Genomic DNA, 17,771 nt, shown 5'->3' with positions numbered 1-17,771 from the left:
AGCGAATAGTTCTTGCCGTAATATTTGGCTATCATACGCAGGCAGGTGGGGCCGCAGTCCATCGCATCCAACTGGAGGTAGTGGGGAAAGGTCTTCATGCGTTTTTATGGTTTTATACTGTTCATAGAGTCATGATTAATTCTTTGTATTTCTGCCGCATATATTTGATATGATATTTCTGTTCATATTCTCGTCTTGCACCTTGCCCCAATTTATCGGATAATTCTTTGGAAGCAAGCACCCTGACGATAGCTTCCGCCAACCGGTTGCCGTATGCCCTGGAAGATTGTCCGATTCGGGCTATTGCTGCATTCTCTCCTTCATGGAACATATCCCGCACTCCCGGGCCGTCTGATGCCACAATGGGCAATCCGTACATCATCATTTCGATACCTACATAGCTGCATTGCTCTGAGTAAGAGGATATGATACCTACATCTGATATTTGATACCATCTGATAAGCTCCTGTTTGCCGATGTGTCCGGTATAAGTGATTACTGACGCAATCTCCGAAGAGAAACAAGAGGGCAACGGATTTCCTGCAACTACGAGCTGTAAATCGGGACAACTTTTTATGGCGATTCTTATTGCATCCAACAAAGCATTAAATCCTTTTTCTTTACTTGTACGTCCTACAAACAATGCTATCTTCTTGCCCTTTGCTATCAATAATTGTTCTCTCCACCGTTCTTTGTCCTCATTAGAGCCAAGTGTGATTCCCCTGTGCCTTCTTAAGCCATTAGGTATCAGGGCAAGTTTTTGTTCATCAATGAGGCATATTTCTTTTAAGATTTGATAAGTCCCTTGTGAGAGGCAAACCACCTTATCCGCGATGTTCATCATCTGTTGTTCCCGCAACCAGGTGTTGATGACGAACTCTCTTTGTTTGTCGTTTTCCGTTTCTTTCCTGTCCGCCATTATTTGTTTTAGCTTACGGATATTTCCCAGCAGCACGCCGGTCCATGAAAAATCATGAATGACGTAGATTTGCTTTGATAATGGGAACGTCTGTCTTAATGCCAGCATTAATTTATCCGAAAGGGAATAATTAAAGAAGAAAACATTGTCTTCGGAATCAGTAATATGCAACTGCAGAAACCGATTGACAACAGCCGGGTGTTCCCAGAATCCACCGTTGGGAAAACAGGGAAAATTCATTTCCGTCCGTTTGTTGCTATATGTTATATTGAACTCCTTACAGTCTGCATTGAACGTAAGCAGACATACTTCCGCCCCTATTGCCTGCAGGCAATAGAGCAATTCGGTTAAATAGGTGCCGATACCATTTTTAGCCGAACTCAGGCATTCATTAACTATATAGACGTTCTTCATTATTCTTTTATGTGGCAGAGGTTGGGTCTGCCGATAACCGATTCATAATCAGAGGGAGAAGGGCATAGCCATTGATAAATGCAATCACAGCAAGGCTTCCGGTTGCGGATGTGCAGCCATGATTTTCCCTCTGTCATTTCTTTGTGGACTAGCCGTCGGATACTTTCTGTATGCAAGTTCCCTATGGGGGCTTCCAAAACGCTTCCCGCCCGTACATCGCCGTTGGAGGCAACGAACAACTTACCGAATTTATGAGTATTAAGAACTTGGTTTCTCATAATCTCCTGCATGGATATGGGTTTGGAGAATATATCCTCTTTTTCCAAAAAGACTTGTTCCTCAAAGAAAGGCAGATTAGTGTTATCATATACAGGCTCTATTTTATAGTGCTGCAATTCATACTGGTCTATCAGGTTGGAGACAGCTTCCAATTCACCTTCCGTATACACCCTGAATATCCACGAAACGGAACTATTGTCAGCATGGGGTAGGTTTCCTGCCGGAATATCTTCCGCATTCATTATGATTGTTGTCGGTTCATTGATTCCGTGCTTATCATTGAAAGCCAACTCCGCTTTCATCATCCATTCCACACAACCAGTTGCCTCTTCATGATTTTCCAGCCATGTCCGCAAGGTTTGAAGTTGTGATGCGGTGTAGATGATGATACATAAATGCTTCAGGCTGCCTGAACGGACCTGTTTCCAAACTTCATCCATCAGCGCACACAATGCTTCCCCTTCCAGTTTTTCAGTATCTACTGTCATTTTATACAGGTAGGTAAACATCTTGGTTCCGACATAACCGGAACTGAATTTTTGCAACCGGCTTACTTCTTCTTGTAGGTTCAGTATAGGGTAAAATTGTATCGGCTTCTGTTCGGATAGTGAGCATTCATATAAATCTGCAAAGAATTTATCCCTTGCTGTAATAAGCAAGTTGCGAATAGCGTTACATTGCCACTCTTTTGCAGTGACTTTCGTTACCCCACAGTTTTTCTTATCCAACAGGGTGGCAATAAAATCCAATTCATCCTTACCGGCCACTTTGATATACTCGCCATCCAATGTATTATATAGCAAAGCTGCCTTTTCCTTTAATGTGATATGTATATAAGGCTCAAAAGCGAACCAATATTCTTTTTCGGTGTCTATCATGATATTCTTTTTTAAGCTAAGACAACTTCCATTACTCTTTCATACGATTCCGGGTGTTGCTCTATAAATGATACTTTTTGACCCACGTACTCTCCAAATTTTTCTTTATTGGTAAAGCCCGGACATGCCACCTTTTCCAAAGAGTCAAACCGGTCGATATTGAACATGCACTGTATGCAGGACTGTGACATGTAGCACACTTTGCATTGAGCACGCAGCTTGTCAAAATAGTTATTGTAAAGGTCTGCAATGCTTTGGTAAGACAACTCTATATCATCATCGGGAAATGCCGTTCCCAGTCCATATTGTTGGCCGATGCGTTCGCAGGCTAATATTTTTCCATTTACGGTGATGAACATCTTTCGTGAAAAAGGAATACATCCGCCGGTGGGTATGAAATTAAGCGTTTTTTCCGAGACGAACAAATCGTTATAAGAACGATATACATTCTTGTTATACTGCTGCAGGAAAAGGCACGCCCCATAGTATTCAGGACTCTTCATAAACATCTCGTCCAGCAATCCTTCATAGTTCTCACTTTGTTTCAAATCTACGTTTCGGAACATCCGGTTAAACTCGTCCTTTTTTTCAGGACGTATTCCTGTTGTGTTCAAAGCAGTGATCTGGGGCTTTTTACCATATCTGTCTTTAATGAAGTGATACACTTCGTCCACCGTGCTTCTGTTGTGCAGTACGGCATTAAAATTCACATATTGTTCAAAGTAATCGGGATATTTCTCTTTCAATTTGTCCACATTGGCGATGTTCTTTTCAAATGAACTTTCTCCACCGGGAGTTACCCGATAACTGTTGTTCCATTTGTTACCGTCTAAACTGATTAACAAATGAAATTTCTTCTCTGCCAGATAATCCATATACTTATCCAATAACATAGCATTGGTGGTCATTGAATAATCGATGGTTCGATTGGCTATATGCAGGGACTCCACGTATTCTATCACTTGACGGATAAAGGGCATGTTTAATAACGGTTCTCCACCATAGAAACTGATAAATATATTTTTTATAGTGAATTCCTGCTTGGAGTCTTTCCACACTTCTTGCAAGAAGTCAATTGTTTTTTTAGCAGTACTGAATTGCATTCTTTGTGCATGTCGTTCGTCGTGGTCACTATACAGTTCGCCATAGCCACAATACTTGCAACGCAGGTTACACGCATCTGTTACTTCAAACACCAGTTGCCTCAAATTAGCAATGCTGTCTTTCACCATAGCAGGAGTGATTGTCCCATTGTATTGATGGTTCAGTCCCTCGGTATATCCGTGTTTTGCCAAATAAGCAGCTTTCCGAGCATAATAATCAGAGTGGCTGTTTATGGTGGTTTTCTTATATAGATAAGGCACCAACAGAGGATGTGTCAAGAACAATTGTTTTCGCTCTCTGTTTATGGTGTATATATTATGACCTGCAGTCATGCAACTTAAAATGCTGTCCATCTTTATATTAATCTTTTAATTTATAAATAGCCAGAATCGGATTATCATCCGGTCCCATCGAGTCAATCAGTTCTAGAAGCTGCTGACGCTTTTCGGGGAATTTCACGTTCGTGGACTCGGATACAATCTTTCTGATTTCATCCATATTGTCTTGGGTGATACAGATTGCGAACTGATTTTCACTGATGAAATCCATTGCACGGAGGTGATTGGAACAACCGTCAATATCATTGGTGATACCTTCACTAGATCTGACNTCGTGGACTCGGATACAATCTTTCTGATTTCATCCATATTGTCTTGGGTGATACAGATTGCGAACTGATTTTCACTGATGAAATCCATTGCACGGAGGTGATTGGAACAACCGTCAATATCATTGGTGATACCTTCACTAGATCTGACAGCCCATTTCAAGTCTGGTATAGTCCATATCGTAGCCTTTTGTTCCCATGCTTTTATCTCTTTACTTTTTTTGTCGTATCTGAAGAACCACGCTTTTTGTTCCAAACCGAAACTGCCCAACAGACAGTCTTTTGTTTCCCAAAATCGCTCAAATATGATATAATGTTTATATTCATCACAAATCTTTAATTGGAGCGGGCGTTTGTATTTTCCCAATGACAAGAAATATCTGGGGCGGATGGTGTCATCAAAGGCTGCATAGATGGTGTCCGTGAAACAAGAATAGACATTGGGATGATTCCTATAGGCCCATGCGACAGCGAAACTTGGCATAGGTGCGTTTCTGTAATCAAATCCGGTATAGTCCACATCCGGTGTTTGCTCCTGGATGATATTTCCATCAAAATCCTGAATGGTCATATCGTACATTGAATATTTGCCATCCCAGTCACGATAAAAAGGGAAGTGGATTACCCTGTTATCGCCAATGTAATAATCCTTTGCAGCGCCGTGTGGTTTGTTCAAGGGAATACATTTCACAAACTCTCCGTTCCTTATTTTATAAATGAAAAGCTCATTTCGATAAGTAGAAGATACATAAACTAAACTGTCTCTGGCTACAACATTAGTGGCCCAATGTATTTCTCCGGGTCCTTGTCCTGATTTACCAATCTTACGGATAAACTTACCCGTAAAACGGTCGAACATAAAAACATAAGGAGGGGGAGTCGTATTGCCATAACTGATATAAAAGATAGCGCTGTCGGACACATAGCTTTTAGCCATATTTCCAACCAGACCATCGTCTGCTGCCTCCAGTTTTACATATTCCACATCTTCCACAATATCACTCAGCAGCAGGGAGTCGCTACATGGCTTCAGGTTATTTGCCAAATCTATAACTCTGAAGAGCGTGTCTTCATTCACTTCCGATTCGTCTGTTGCTATTGCGGCAGATTGGGAGGGTTTATTGTTGCAAGAGAGCAATATGAAAAATCCCATGCATAAGGTTATCAGGTGCTTCATAATGATTGTTAAAAAGATGAGTAGTCCATCAAGAATTGGGGATGATTAAATATACTATTGCAGTAAACAATTTTCTATTCCTTACATCCCCATTCTGAATTTTGATGCTAAAGCGTATTTCTAATAGAGCTTTATTATGTCACAATAGTTGCTCTATATACAGAACCGCCATCATCGCTTATACATGCACCGGGTGAATGACCACCACTAGGACCGATTCCATAGTTGGCATCTGCATTATCACCAATAGAAGAACCACCACTACCAGCATAATGACAACCACAGCCACACACTCGTTCAAAGCCACCATTGAGAGCGTTCATTTCGCGATCTCTCAATTCGGCATCATTCAAACCATTCAGTTTGATTTTCTTCAGTGTTTTCATAATTCATTTAATTTAAAATTATAGTTTATTTTACCAATAAATCTCTTGAGAGGAACAAAACAAGAAAATATCCTATTGCCCAAGCGTGCGCACACTTAACGAGCCTTATTCCTTTTTNCCATTCAGTTTGATTTTCTTCAGTGTTTTCATAATTCATTTAATTTAAAATTATAGTTTATTTTACCAATAAATCTCTTGAGAGGAACAAAACAAGAAAATATCCTATTGCCCAAGCGTGCGCACACTTAACGAGCCTTATTCCTTTTTCCAGTTTTGTTTAGGCACACTAAAAGAATTGCAATTGCTTGCCGTTCTTTTGTCAACTTTGTCACATATATTTGTCACATATATATATGAACTATATATCTTTAAGCAAGATTCCCAATCCTGCTTTCCAAGATAAACTTTCTGCTTTTATGTCATGCCCTATAATACCTTCCCATATTTCTTGTTCCGGGCATACATCGGGATAAGTTTCATACAAAGTCTGTCTGTAACTCTCTTCAAAAGGAAGCTCCCCTTGCAGAGAAACGGATAAACGGCTATGTGCGTAAGCCGCTATTCCTTTTGCTCCGGTTTCCAATGAACGGTCCTTCATGTACAGAAGATTGTATTCCATTACTTTGTCGTCCATGTCTTTAAATGTTTCTTGGATATCTGTTTCCATAAATCCCTGTTTGATGAGATAGAGCATGCCCCATCCTATACCTGCCAGCCCCCTTTTGAAAGAGATAGGTGTCTCACTGTACAGACCATCCAGTATTTCATTTAAAAACTCTTCAGCAAAATCTTCGTATAAACTATTTCCGGTATATCGTGCGTAATGAAAGAAGAAAATGACCATTCCCATCTTACCGTTGTATAGTCCTAAATCGGATTTAAAAGAACCATAAAACAAGCTATGATTAGAAATCCTTTTTAATAAAACGTCATCAATGGCCATATTCTTCTTTCTTATTAGAACATTTTTAAATACCTATTTTAAAATTCCCTAATAAATAGGTTCCTCTAGGAGTGGTTATCAATAAGCTATAACTACCCACTGCATATCGGCTTACATCAAAGGTTTCAGTTTGGAAATCTGTAAATGATACCGTGCGTGTTTCTACTGTATCTGAGTTTCCCAGAATAGATATAGTTACATCTTCTATTGCATCAAAAAAGGTAAGGGTAAGTTGAGAGCCATCCAGATATGCCTCAAGAGGGAGAACCAAAGACCTGTCTTTATGGGTTTCAAATATGCCTATAATTTCTATTATCGTAGGTTCTTCTTTTGTTGTAGGTTCTCCTTGCAGGTCGGAACCATAAACCGTTGGAATGCTAAATGTGATACATAAAGCAATAATGAGCATTTTAAATAGCGTGTGTTTTTCCATAAGTTTTTAATTTTTGTTTCTGTAAAACTAAATGTCTTTTTCGACATATCCAAGTACGTTTGCAAAAGAAATGAGATTCAATACACAACTCATTATCAATAAATTAAGTCTACACAAGGCTACTTTTTGAGATTTTTCAGCTCCCTTTTTTGCTATTCAAATAGTAAGTATGTGGTTGATAAAGCTCTCAAATCCTTTTTTCCCACTTATGGGGTACTGTACTTCTTGGCAAATTAGGCTCATATACCGTTCCACCGAACGTCTTTTTATGTTACCTGCGTATTGAGCTATTTCATCAATAGAAAGACCTAAAGCAGCCAAATAGCAAATATCTAGAAACGTTTTATCTAACATAGGGTAGGTCTTATGCAGCTTATCGGCAAATCCGTTTTTTGATAAGTTGAGCCAATGCTTTATATCCTCTCTATCGTTGGATATATTAAAGGACTTGTTTTGACTTAAGTTTAATGCTACCTGCAAGGCTTTGATATCTTTTAGCTCCACACAATCATGATTACCATAAATAAGTCTGAAACGATTGTTTTGTTTTTCTACCTCTTTTAGTTTTTGATTTAAAGCTTCAAACTGTGCTTGCAATTTTTCATACTCTTGATGTTGTTCTTTTTCATTTTGTTCTTTTTCTTTTGTCAGTTTATCTATTGTGTTTTGTATTGCCGCATATTCTTCAGGTGACATAAGAACATTTTGTTCCTGCTTACTTCTTAATGCATTTATCTGGTCTTGAAGCCTATTCTGATTCTCATCGTAAGAAATTTTCATGTTATTTAAAATTTCGACCAATTGGACTATTTCTGCTCGCAATTTTTCATTTTCTTCTTTTCTTTTCTTCTTGTATTGAATAAATAAAAAACAAAGTATCCCACTCACCATGGATATGATGATTACAAAGGAATATATTATATTCGCTTGTCGGGATTTTTGGTATAGCAATTGCATGTGGTCATATTTTCTTTGCACTTTCAAGACTTCTTGATGCAGATGGCTATTGTAGATAGAGTCCGAGGTGTCTATATACAGACGGGCATATTGGGCGATTTTCTTGTAATTTTCAGTTTTCCAAGCTTCATCATATAATTGATTATAAATATATGCGCGTAGAGGTAAGTCTTTAGAAAGCAAAGCATTTTGAAACAGACTGTCTGCGCGTTCTTTTTGTCCTTTCTTCATATATAGTTGGGCTAGCCCTGCCAGTGTTTTGTAAGGGAGAGAAGCAGGTGATATATGCAAAGCGCTTAAGAAAAATGTCTCGGCTTCCTCATATTTTTCCTGATGCATTTTACTGACTGCAATGTTATGGTAAATCTTAGACTGAAGAATACTGTCTTTCAGATTATCGCTACATTTTAACAAACCGGTTATACATTGATTGATGCTGTCTGTGTCGTTGGCAATATGGTATAATCCTAATAAATTGAGCAAATCGCTAGCCTGTGAAGTTATATCTTTTATATTTGTATTTTCCTGCAATGCTTTTTGATAATATTCTTTAGCCAATTCAAAACTAAGAGATTTTTCATAGATATATCCCAAACTGCTATAAATGTGAGCAACATAATGCTTGTCATTCATATCGGGAATACACATTTCGGCTTCTTTATAAGCTAGTAGGGCATTGGGAATGTCTTTACAATATTCTTCTAATATGCATCCCTTTACATAAAAGGCTGCCCCTTTTTTATCTGCGTCATTCTTATCTTGATAATATTCTATGGCAAGGTTAATCAAGGAATCGGAGGATACAGGGATATAACAGCGATATTGGGCTAACGAAAGCAGCAAAGCATAGTCTGCCTGCTCTTTTCCGGTTAAGCGGTTGGAAGTAGAGATGGACTCCAATATGTGCAGCGCCGAATCGGGGGCAGTCCATATAAGTTCCTCCGCTTGTGACAAGTGCTCTGTGACGTGACGAGTGGAACGGTCGCAAGCTGTACATGTCAATAGTAATAGAATGATTAAGTTCAATAGAATGTTTTTCCCCTTTTTCATAGTCAGTTTGTATACTTTATATATATATTATTACAAAGTAAATAAAAAGTTTCGCTATATCAAAGTTTTAGGAACTTTAATGAATTGTTCTTTTTACAGATTATCAGAATATTGTTATCATTTGCGTGCAAAGAAGCTTTCTGTTATTCTTTATATTATTATAAAGTTTCCGTATCAGTCGGATAGTTTCTTCCTGATGTCATAGCACACCACGAAGTGGTTCTGGTTCCAGTGCAGGATGCACGGCAGCGGCATGTCTTCCTCCAGTTGCTTCAGGGTAATACGCACTCCGGATGTGCGGAAACCGATGGATTCCGCCGCGTCACTGATGCCCAGCATGGATACCCCCTCGCGTGTGAGGAAGGAGCGGGAGCGGAGCGTCTGGAGCGAATAGTTCTTGCCGTAATATTTGGCTATCATACGCAGGCAGGTGGGGCCGCAGTCCATCGCATCCAACTAGAGGTAGTGGGGGAAGGTATTCATGCGTTTTAGGGTTTTACATGACAAAGATTGGGCTTTCCTATTACCCAAAGGTATAAAACGTCATGTCATAGTAGATAAGAATGGTTTTCTTATTGCCGTAATGGTTACCATAGCCAATGTACATGACAGTAAAGCCGCTTATCTGTTGATGAGAGTCCTTAAAGAAATGTGTTCCGGAGTAAAGGTTATCCTTGCCGATGGAGGATATAGAGGGGAACTGATGGATAACATAAGAAAGAATTTTGGATATGTCATTCAAGTAGTAATCAGCGCATTTAAGGAACAAGGATTCAGACCCATTCAAAAAAAGATGGATTACAATAGAAGACTCTGCCGAAACTATGAGTTAACATTCGATTCGGCAGAGGAAAGGGTCAAATTGGCCACTACAAGATTATTATTGAGGAAAATTTAAACAGGCTCTTAATCTTTCAGTTTATAGATAGCCAGAATCGGATTATCATCCGGCCCCAGCGAGTCAATCAGTTCTAAAAGTTGCTGACGCTTTTCAGGGAATTTCACGTTAGTGGACTCTGTTACTATCTTCTTAATCTCATCGGCGTTGTCCGGGGTGATGAAACGAACAAAATGCCTGTCGTCAATATATCGGAATCCGGCTAGAGAAAGGTTATAACCATCAATATCGTTTGTGATACCCACCGGTTTCTTTGCGTATGCTTTTGTGGGTTCTGTGCTGTCTTGTTTCCAAATATCAATTTCCGAGTTGTGCTTATTGTAACGACAGAACCAGTACTTTTGATGCAAATCGAAACTAAACAGCAAAAAATCTCTTGTTTCGGCAATGCTTCCCATCTGTATGGCATCCGTAAAGAAGTCCCAGTTAACTTTGGTATGACGGTCACAAATTTCTCTTTTGTATTTTCCTTCCGGTATGTAATAACGCGGATAGATGGAATCTTTTGTAACAGCATATACTGTATCAGTAGCACAAGAAAATGCATTGTGTATGCCTTTATAGGTCCATACAATTGGAGAATTTAGCCACAGGTTTTCAGTAAACTTCCCAGGAAATTGGTGTACGCTTTCCTGTATGACATTGCCATCCCAATCCTGTACGTAGACATTGGCATATAAGCCGGTAATATTAGCATTTCCGGGATAATGAATGATATAGTCATCGATAAAATTCATATTTGGATATTGTACATTAGGCTCTAAAGGAATCTTCTTGATAAATTCCCCTGTAATCTTATGTGCAAAAAGTGCATAAGTATAGGTGGACGAGATATAGACTATACTGTCATTTTGTATTCCTACATAGCATGGCGAGAGCAGTTCTCCCGGTCCTTGCCCTACTTTTCCTATTGTCCTGATAAACTTGCCCGTAACACGGTCAAACAATAAAGCGTGGTCTACCATAAAGCTAGTCAGGATAATATATTTGCCGGACATTTTCACGTCCTCTATCCCTGCAATAAATCCTTTTTCCGTGGTTTCTAGTTTGAGATATTCCACATCATCCACGATGTCACTTAACACTAACGGCTTTCCGCAATCGGTCAGGTTTTCTGTGAAATTGATAACCCGGAAGGCAGGCTCCTCCACGATAGTGTCATTGGCTACCGTTTCTTTATTGCTTGCTTTGTGCTGGCAAGAAGAGCTGAGCAACGACAATAAACCGAGCGAAAATACAAGCGTGGTTTTCTTAAAAGTCATATTCTTCATAGTATAATACATTATCTTGTCAAAACTAATCTTTTAATTTATAAATAGCCAAAATCGGATTATCATCCGGTCCCATCGAGTCAATCAGTTCTAGAAGCTGCTGACGCTTTTCGGGGAATTTCACGTTCGTGGACTCGGATACAATCTTTCTGATTTCATCCATATTGTCTTGGGTGATACAGATTGCGAACTGGTTTTCATTGACGTAATTCATTTTACGGAGGTGGTCGGAGCAACCGTCAATATCATTGGTGATACCGGGGGCAGACCTGATTATCCATTCAAATCCTGGAAGATTATCCCATAACTTAGCATCTTGTTTCCATGTCTTTATCTCTTTGCTTTTTTTGTCGTATCTGAAGAACCATGACTTTTGTTCCAATCCGAAATTACCCAACAGACAGTCTTTGGTTTCCAAAAAATGATGAAATATGATATAATCTTTCCATTCTGGACTCATCTTTAGTTGGAGCGGACGTTTGTATTTTCCCAATGACAAGAAATATCTGGGGCGGATGGTGTCACCAAAAGCTGCATAGATGGTATCCGTGAAAAAAGAATACACATTGGGATGATTCTTATAAGCCCATGCGACACCTTGGCCTGTATTCGGTCTGTTTCTGTAGTCAAATCCGGTGTAGTCCACATCAGGTGTTTGTTCTTGGATGATATTTCCCTCAAAATCCTGAATACTCATATCGCACATTAAATATTTGCCATTCCAAATGCTATAAAATGGAAAGTGGATTACTCTGTTGTCGCCAATATAATAATACCATGCAGAAGCATAAGGTTTGTTCAGGGGGATACACTTCACAAACTCTCCGTTCCTTATTTTGTACACAAAGAGCTCATCGCGATAGTCTGAGGATAGATAAACCAAGCTATCTTTGGCTACAACATTAACCGGTGAGTACATTTCACCAGGTCCTTGTCCTGATTTACCAATTGTGCGGATAAATTTCCCCGTAAAACGGTCGAACATAAAGATATGAGGACGAATTGGGCTACCAATGCAGGAATAAAAAATAGCACTATCGGATACATAGCCCTTATACATTTCTCCAACCAAAGCATCGTCTGCTGCCTCCAGTTTTACATATTCCACATCCTCCACAATGTCACTCAATAGCAGGGAGTCACCACATGGCTTCAGGTTATTTGCCAAATCTATAACTCTGAAGAGCGTGTCTTCGTTCACTTCCGGTTCGTCTGTTGCTATTGCGGCAGATTGAGAGGGTTTATTGTTGCAAGAGAGCAACATGAAAAGCCCCATGCACAGGGTTAACAGGTGTTTCATAATATCATTTTTTATTGAAAGTACATTACTGTCTCGTTAAAGTGGATAAATAGTTCTTTGAAATAATTGAAATACAGTCAACTATACCTTATTTTAAAAGCGCGACGATTTGAATTCATATCTTTGTAGCCATATTAAATGCCTTCAAATGAATCAAGACAAATACGTTTTCGCTCAATTTGTAGAGTTTTTGAACAACAATAAGTTTAGACGACTCGTAGACAAGAATGTAAGGTATGCAAATGAGAACGCAGATTACCGAAGAATATACTCTCTGATGCAGGATAAAACGCCTTTACAAGAGTGTTCAATAAGACTAATTTCAATAATGTCAAAGAGCAATTTGCTCCCTTTTTTTCCGGGGTTATTTGATTAATATTTAATTCGTCCAGATTTTAACGGGACACTAATGATACTTTATATATATTGTTGCAAAGTAAATAAAAAGTTTCGCTATATCAAAGTTTTAGGAACTTTAATGAATTGTTCTTTTTGCAGATTATCAGAACATTGTTATCATTTGCGTGCAAAGAAGTTTTCTGTTGTTCTTTATATTATTATAACGTTCCCATATCAGTCGGACAGTTTCTTCCTCTCTCCTTTCATTAGTCGTTGAAACACCTTGTTGATGGGGCTTCCGGTAGTGAATGGACACCCCTTCATCACCCCTTCAGCCTCCCTTCATTCGTCAAAGAAGGACATTGCTGAAGGCAGACTTTGAAGGGGCTTGGCTAGCGCGGCTGAAGGGAGGATGAGGGGATGTGCCGTCATTCTTAACCGTCTGATTATCTGCACGTTTTAATTGAAATGTAAGGATGAACGGACAGGAAGGAATGACCGACTTGGTGAGGGGATTGAATATTGTCCCTACACTAAAAACATACCGAGCTTTTTTAAAAAGATGCTGAAGTTTTTTAAAAACATACCGAGCTTTTTTGAAAACACCAAGGTCTTTTTACACATACGGCGGCACAAGCCTACACATACGGTGGCACAAGCCTACACGTACGTACGCATCGGGCTACATGTATATACGCATAAGCCTGCACGTATATATGTATCCAATTCATCGGGTTGGTATGAACAAGATTAGTGCAACTGCAAACAGAAGCCCGGTCAGCACAAAAGCCCATATATTCATTACCCGTGACTCAGCCTGTAACCGGTAATTATCTGTCAGAACCCGATAGGCATCCACTTTCCAAACCAACATTCCATCTTGCGCCGATACAGCATTGGAAGAGAGCAATTCTCCCGGCATGGATAATTCAAACTTTATCTGATATTCAAATAATTGTGTAGCGATGCTTTTCTCTTCAAATAATTGCTCCATCTGCCGGGCATAGTCTTTATATAAGTTGCCGAAAACGGCAGTTTGATACCTTTTGTCCAACAAACCGCATACATACTCCGGCGGACATTCTATTTCTTTCTTCCTGTTTCCGTCAGCACTGAAGACTTCCTCCTTATCCTTCTCCAGTCTCGGCAAATAGGATAAATCGGTCGGGGTCTTTTTCAGGAAATGTTCTACTATTTCATAGCTCATTTCAAACTGGGTATGATAGTACCATTCAAGGAAACGCTGCTCCGCATCTTCCAAACTGTTTATCAGTTCCACTCCGTTCATACCTGCATAACCATCCGCTTTCCCCTGCAGCAAAAAAAGCTGCTCGGCTCTATTCAGATACTTATCCATCGGTATAGGTCCTTTATCTTTTATCTCCTGAAAATCACAGGTATAAGTATAGTAAGTATAAAACCAACGAAAATGCTTTTCCAGTTTTTCCTTGGGAACCGCCAGTGGGCACATCCAGTCTTCCCTTGCCGAGAAAAAATCCAGACCTTCCACACCATCCAGCACTTTGTGTGCCTTGAGGTTCAGTTTTCCGTTTTCTCCAAAGAAGTCCGTTTCGATACATGAATCCAACTCCTCCACCTCCCAGTCTTTTCCCAAGCGGAACAGGAAAGGATGATGCGTTTCGTTTCCGGCCAGGAAAGCAGAATCGGCCAGTGCCCATACTTCCCTATCCACCGTTCCGTCTTTGTGGACGCGCGTCACCATTTGATAATCAGTGGAACATGATGCCAGTATCATCAGCAGGACTGCCATTATTATATTCATTCTCTTTTTCATATCACATTCATTTTAATGGTTGTTACTCACCAATTGATGTATCAAGCGTTTCTGCTCGTGTTGTTTAGTCTTCCGTGCTCTCCACATTTCGGACAGTCGGGCGCCCTTTTCTTTTATTGTCATTTCTGCAGTGCAACTTGCCGACCATTCTGGTAGACAGGAGGGCAAGGAAGAAACATTTAATGGGGCATTCCGGGTATCTGCATGGAAAGATACGGAATAGAAAAAAGTCTCATACACCGTAAAGCAAAGCAAGAAACCGGCAGCTATGGCCGAAGCCCAAGTCATGAACTTTCTGCGCTCCTTTCTTTTTCGGGGAGTCCGGGCCACTTTCTGAAGAATATCCCGGGTCAAGTCATCAGGCCTTGTCAGTATCGGTTGAGTTTTCCTCACCTGTTGCAGCCATTGTTCATATCGTTCGTTTTCCTCTTGTTTCATAAGTCTGTTTCTATTTGATGGATTTTAGCTCTTATTTGTTTTCGTGCCTGATAAAGATTATGCTTTATCTGCTCGGCAGTCATTCCGGTGATGCTTATTACTTCTGCGACATCCAGTTCTTCAACGTCACGCAATGTAAACACCAATTTCTGTTTGGGAGGCAAATCTCCGGTGAAACGGAGAATCAAATCCTGCAATTCCTTATTGGCCAAAGCTTCTTCTATATTTTCTTCCGACTTCCAATTCTCATTCGCCGAAACGAAATCGGATGAGAAAGCCGAAGGCGAACGTTGCAGTACCCGCAAGCGGTCATAGCATGTATTACAGGTTATCTTGTACATCCAGGTAGTAAACCGGCATCTTCCGTCATACTTGTCCAACGAGAGCCAGACTTTCAAGAATGTTTCCTGCACCATATCCCTCGTTTCGTCCTCATTGCAAAGCAAACGAAAAGCCAGTCTGAACACCATCGTCTGAAATTCAGAAACCAACTGAGCGAAAGCAATCATATCGTTCTGTCTGCTACGGTCAATAAGTTCCTCTATCTGTTCTTGATTCATCATGCTATGTTCGTTTATTATATGATACGTGAGAAAACGTTGCCGGTCGAATGCAAATTACAAAAAAACAGGCAAACTCCGGTTGTGGTATATTAAAACCGAAGTTTGCCCGTTTCTGCTTTTTATATCATAGCCATTAAATTACACCGTGCGGGTATGCGTTGCGCTTCTTCCTCTGGATGGATTCGATTTTTTGTCATTCCTTTTATCCTCTTTCTTTGAATCTCTTTTCGGAGAGACGGAACGCCTGCTGTCACGACGGTCTTTATCAGGACGGGAATTATATTCACGGCGTGAAGGACGCTCTTCGTGCTTATAATTGTTGTCCTTTCCCGGTCTTCTGTCCGGCCGTGCCTGAGGCGGTGTGGGACGATGATTGTCTTTCTTCGGCGGACGGGCGTTTACCTGAAAGTCACGGCGGCGATGATTGTCATAAGTCACCTTGTCATGACGGATGCGATAATGTCCATCGTAGATATCGTGGCGATACCGATTATGGAAATGGGTGCGGTAATAACTGACGTTATTAAAATGAGTACGATAATGACCGCCGCAATATGAAGCATAATGATGCGGTTTTCCGAAATAGAAAAAGTTGACGTTACTGTAAACCATATAGATACGGAACTGCCATTTATTGTTTTGCGCATAAATAGGACGGTAGAAATGTTCCGCTTTCAGGAAACGACGATACTGCGAACCGGAAAGTATCCAGCGAAGGTCGTCATTGCGGACATCAAGAAAATCGTAATAGCGCTCCAAAGCATAGTCATATCCTCTTACCACATCATCCATCAGATAACGGACATTGTTGATAAAGTCATAATTCACTTCGTATACATCATCATACTGTTGGGGGCTGAGTTTCAACTCGTATGCCATACGGTCGGTAAGGAAACGTGTATTCTGTCTCATCTTGCTGATGCTCATCGCTCCCATTGCCGGAACCGACAGGCCCAGCATCATAACCATTATCCATAGTGTAGTCCACTTCTTCATAATCATACTGTTTTTAGTTTGTTAGTTCTTATGGCACAAAAATAGGGGAAATCTCTTTCCCCCACAATTGAAACTCCCCATTTATTCATAGGGGTTTTCCTATACTTGATAGGGAAAGTTCCCGTCAGGCAAGACGGATTCCTCCTTCTTCCAGCACTATCAAACGTTTTTTATACAAATCGCCAACCGCTTTTTTGAATGTCTTCTTGCTCACACCAAAAGCGCTATAGATTTCCTCTGCCGCACTTTTGTCATTCAACGGAGTGAAACCGTCCTTGCCTTTAATGTATTCCAACAAGACTCCCGAAAAATCTTCCACCTTCTTCACACCGTCCTGCTGCAACGCCAAGTCTATCTTGCCGTCTTCACGCACCTGTTTCACATAGGCCCGGAGCTGCATGCCTGTTTCGACGGGCTGGAATATCTCATTCTGATAAAGCAATCCGCTGAACTTGTTCTCGACAATCGCTTTAAAGCCCAAATCGGTTTTCTGCCATATCAAGATGTTCACTTCCTGTCCCTGTTGATAGTCAGGATGCTCTTTGGACAAGTAACGCTCTACCTTGGCGGAGCCGACAATGCGATAGCTGTCTTCATCTATATGCGCATGTACTACATACTTACGTCCTTGCTGCATCTTCATTTTCTGTTCACGGAAAGGTACAAACAAGTCCTTCATCAGTCCCCAATTGAGGAACGCTCCAAATTCATTGACCCATGCCACCTCCAGACAGGCAAACTCACCTACCTGAACCAACGGTTGCAGGGTAGTGGCTATTAATCTCTCTTCGTTATCCAAATAGATAAATACATTGAGCACGTCATCCGGTTTGCAACCGTCGGGCACGTAACGGGCCGGCAACAGTATTTCTCCATCATCGTCTCCATCCAGATAGACTCCAAAGTCTACTTCTTTCACAACCTTTAATTGATTGTATTTTCCGAGTTTTACGTTCATTAGCTAAAATTTTTATCAAAGATAAAGAAAAACCCCTATCTTTACGTTCTAAATAATAGAAAACCC

18 protein-coding genes and 1 pseudogene are annotated in these 17,771 nt (G+C 40.3%); 1 reads left to right on the top strand and 18 read right to left on the bottom strand.

The window, feature by feature from the left end; all coding sequences use genetic code 11:
* From IR173_RS18090 to IR173_RS17000, 11 genes and pseudogenes are all read right to left on the bottom strand, one after another.
* The coding region (locus tag IR173_RS18090; protein WP_262914319.1) for a cysteine peptidase family C39 domain-containing protein at window positions 1–98 on the bottom strand (98 nt) is incomplete at its 3' end.
* Window positions 99–121: 23 nt separating this feature from the next.
* Window positions 122–1,333 carry a glycosyltransferase gene (locus IR173_RS17045; protein WP_237040713.1) on the bottom strand — a complete coding sequence of 404 codons (1,212 nt, stop codon included), beginning with the start codon at window positions 1,331–1,333 and terminating at the stop codon, window positions 122–124.
* Entirely contained in the window at window positions 1,333–2,490 is a 1,158-nt protein-coding gene (locus tag IR173_RS17040) for a hypothetical protein (RefSeq protein WP_237040712.1), read from the bottom strand. Before IR173_RS17040 ends, IR173_RS17045 begins: the two co-directional genes overlap by 1 nt.
* Window positions 2,491–2,501: 11 nt before the next feature.
* A complete protein-coding gene (locus IR173_RS17035; RefSeq protein WP_237040711.1) occupies window positions 2,502–3,947 on the bottom strand; it encodes a radical SAM peptide maturase in 1,446 nt (481 codons plus the stop codon).
* A 7-nt stretch (window positions 3,948–3,954) separates the two neighbouring features.
* Window positions 3,955–4,092: a hypothetical protein gene (locus tag IR173_RS17030; RefSeq protein ID WP_237040710.1), complete on the bottom strand. Its 138-nt coding sequence runs from the start codon at window positions 4,090–4,092 to the stop codon at window positions 3,955–3,957.
* Window positions 4,050–5,354 carry a 6-bladed beta-propeller gene (locus IR173_RS17025; RefSeq protein ID WP_449580603.1) on the bottom strand — a complete coding sequence of 435 codons (1,305 nt, stop codon included), beginning with the start codon at window positions 5,352–5,354 and terminating at the stop codon, window positions 4,050–4,052. Before IR173_RS17025 ends, IR173_RS17030 begins: the two co-directional genes overlap by 43 nt.
* Window positions 5,355–5,512: 158 nt before the next feature.
* A complete protein-coding gene (locus IR173_RS17020) occupies window positions 5,513–5,764 on the bottom strand; it encodes a TIGR04149 family rSAM-modified RiPP (protein ID WP_237040708.1) in 252 nt (83 codons plus the stop codon).
* Between the two features lie 358 nt (window positions 5,765–6,122).
* A complete protein-coding gene (locus IR173_RS17015) occupies window positions 6,123–6,707 on the bottom strand; it encodes a lanthionine synthetase LanC family protein (RefSeq protein ID WP_237040707.1) in 585 nt (194 codons plus the stop codon).
* Between the two features lie 25 nt (window positions 6,708–6,732).
* The gene (locus tag IR173_RS17010) at window positions 6,733–7,140 is read right to left on the bottom strand and encodes a DUF3244 domain-containing protein (RefSeq protein WP_237040706.1); all 408 of its coding nucleotides are present in this window, start codon (window positions 7,138–7,140) and stop codon (window positions 6,733–6,735) included.
* Between the two features lie 156 nt (window positions 7,141–7,296).
* Window positions 7,297–9,147, bottom strand: coding sequence for a hypothetical protein (locus IR173_RS17005; RefSeq protein ID WP_237040705.1), 1,851 nt, complete (start codon window positions 9,145–9,147; stop codon window positions 7,297–7,299).
* A 180-nt stretch (window positions 9,148–9,327) separates the two neighbouring features.
* Window positions 9,328–9,594: pseudogene (locus IR173_RS17000) on the bottom strand (cysteine peptidase family C39 domain-containing protein); the annotation flags it as partial.
* 34 nt (window positions 9,595–9,628) lie between these two features.
* Here IR173_RS17000 and IR173_RS16995 point away from each other — a divergent pair.
* Window positions 9,629–10,045: a transposase gene (locus IR173_RS16995; protein WP_237040704.1), complete on the top strand. Its 417-nt coding sequence runs from the start codon at window positions 9,629–9,631 to the stop codon at window positions 10,043–10,045.
* An 8-nt stretch (window positions 10,046–10,053) separates the two neighbouring features.
* On the opposite strand, the gene IR173_RS16990 is transcribed toward IR173_RS16995, so the two are convergent.
* The 7 genes from IR173_RS16990 to IR173_RS16960 form a co-directional block, all read right to left on the bottom strand.
* A complete protein-coding gene (locus IR173_RS16990; RefSeq protein ID WP_237040703.1) occupies window positions 10,054–11,307 on the bottom strand; it encodes a 6-bladed beta-propeller in 1,254 nt (417 codons plus the stop codon).
* 34 nt (window positions 11,308–11,341) lie between these two features.
* A complete protein-coding gene (locus IR173_RS16985) occupies window positions 11,342–12,616 on the bottom strand; it encodes a 6-bladed beta-propeller (RefSeq protein WP_237040702.1) in 1,275 nt (424 codons plus the stop codon).
* Window positions 12,617–13,682: 1,066 nt separating this feature from the next.
* Window positions 13,683–14,750 (bottom strand): hypothetical protein, encoded by a 1,068-nt coding sequence (locus tag IR173_RS16980; RefSeq protein WP_237040701.1) that lies wholly within the window; start codon window positions 14,748–14,750, stop codon window positions 13,683–13,685.
* 12 nt (window positions 14,751–14,762) lie between these two features.
* Window positions 14,763–15,188: a hypothetical protein gene (locus IR173_RS16975; protein WP_237040700.1), complete on the bottom strand. Its 426-nt coding sequence runs from the start codon at window positions 15,186–15,188 to the stop codon at window positions 14,763–14,765.
* Window positions 15,185–15,751, bottom strand: a complete 567-nt coding sequence (locus IR173_RS16970) for an RNA polymerase sigma factor (protein ID WP_237040699.1) — start codon at window positions 15,749–15,751, stop codon at window positions 15,185–15,187. Before IR173_RS16970 ends, IR173_RS16975 begins: the two co-directional genes overlap by 4 nt.
* 138 nt (window positions 15,752–15,889) lie before the next feature.
* Complete coding sequence (locus IR173_RS16965; protein WP_237040714.1) at window positions 15,890–16,747, bottom strand: hypothetical protein; 858 nt, start codon at window positions 16,745–16,747, stop codon at window positions 15,890–15,892.
* A 124-nt stretch (window positions 16,748–16,871) separates the two neighbouring features.
* A complete protein-coding gene (locus IR173_RS16960; RefSeq protein ID WP_237040698.1) occupies window positions 16,872–17,705 on the bottom strand; it encodes a CvfB family protein in 834 nt (277 codons plus the stop codon).
* Window positions 17,706–17,771: the final 66 nt, after the last annotated feature.

Source organism: Phocaeicola faecalis, from assembly GCF_021730445.1.
Taxonomy (GTDB): domain Bacteria; phylum Bacteroidota; class Bacteroidia; order Bacteroidales; family Bacteroidaceae; genus Phocaeicola; species Phocaeicola faecalis.
This window is presented reverse-complemented; position numbering and strand designations above follow the sequence as displayed.